This is a genomic window from Arhodomonas sp. KWT, assembly GCF_010993615.1.
Map to the genome: position 1 here is coordinate 1 of NZ_WNXE01000695.1, position 880 is coordinate 880.

At 69.8% G+C, this 880-nt stretch carries 2 pseudogenes; both read left to right on the forward strand.

Going from position 1 to position 880, the window contains the following annotated elements:
* Positions 1 to 300 (forward strand): annotated as a pseudogene (locus G7A99_RS21795) (fumarylacetoacetate hydrolase); the annotation flags it as partial.
* Between the two features lie 170 nt (positions 301 to 470).
* Positions 471 to 880: pseudogene (locus G7A99_RS21800) on the forward strand (C4-dicarboxylate ABC transporter substrate-binding protein); the annotation flags it as partial.

The following is an 880-nucleotide window of genomic DNA, read 5'->3' on the forward strand; positions in this document are numbered from 1 at the left end:
GCCGCGAGCCCGATGGCGTCGATCAGCCGCGACCCGGCGGACCTGGTCGCCGCCACCATCGACGCCAACCACCAGTACCCGGACGGCCTCGTGCTGATGCTCGGCACGCCGTTCGCCCCGGTGCAGGACCGGGACGAGCCCGGGCTCGGTTTCACCCATCATTCGGGAGACATCACCACCATCGCCGAGCCGCGGCTGGGGACGTTGTCCAACCGTGTCCGGACCACGGACACCTGCCCGCGCTGGACGTTCGGCGCCGGGGCACTGATGCGCAATCTGGCAGCACGGGGACTGCTGTAGTCCGGAGACCTCGGGCGGTTTCCGGACCGGAACCGCGACGGTATCGACAGGTCGGGGGATGACGCGGCGCTACATTGGGCCGCCCGCCGGCGTCGCCAGGGCCGGCCCGTCCGGCCCGACGGGACTGCGACCGATACGCAGAGTGAGTGAAGACAGACAGGAGGAGAGAGATGAAAGCCAGTACTGTACGTGGCCGCCTCGCCGCGGCCGTCGCCTCGGCCGCCCTGGTGGCGGGGAGCCTGGCCGCCGGGCCGGCGCAGGCGGCGACCTACGAGTGGAAGTTCCAGACCACGGAATCGGCGGGATCACCGCTGGTGAAGATCCAGAAGGACTGGGCCGAGCGGGTCAACGAGATGACCGACGGCCGGGTGAAGATCGAGATCCTGCCCGTCGGCGCGGTGGTGCCGCCGTCCCAGACCCTGACCGCCGTCGGCAGCGGCATCCTCCAGGGCCACATCACGGACCCGAGCTACTTCAGCGGCAAGAACCCCGCGTTCGGCATGCTCGGCAATCTGGTGGGCGCCTGGAGCGACCCCATGCAGTTCATCGAGTACATGAACTACGGCGGCGGCGAGGAGCT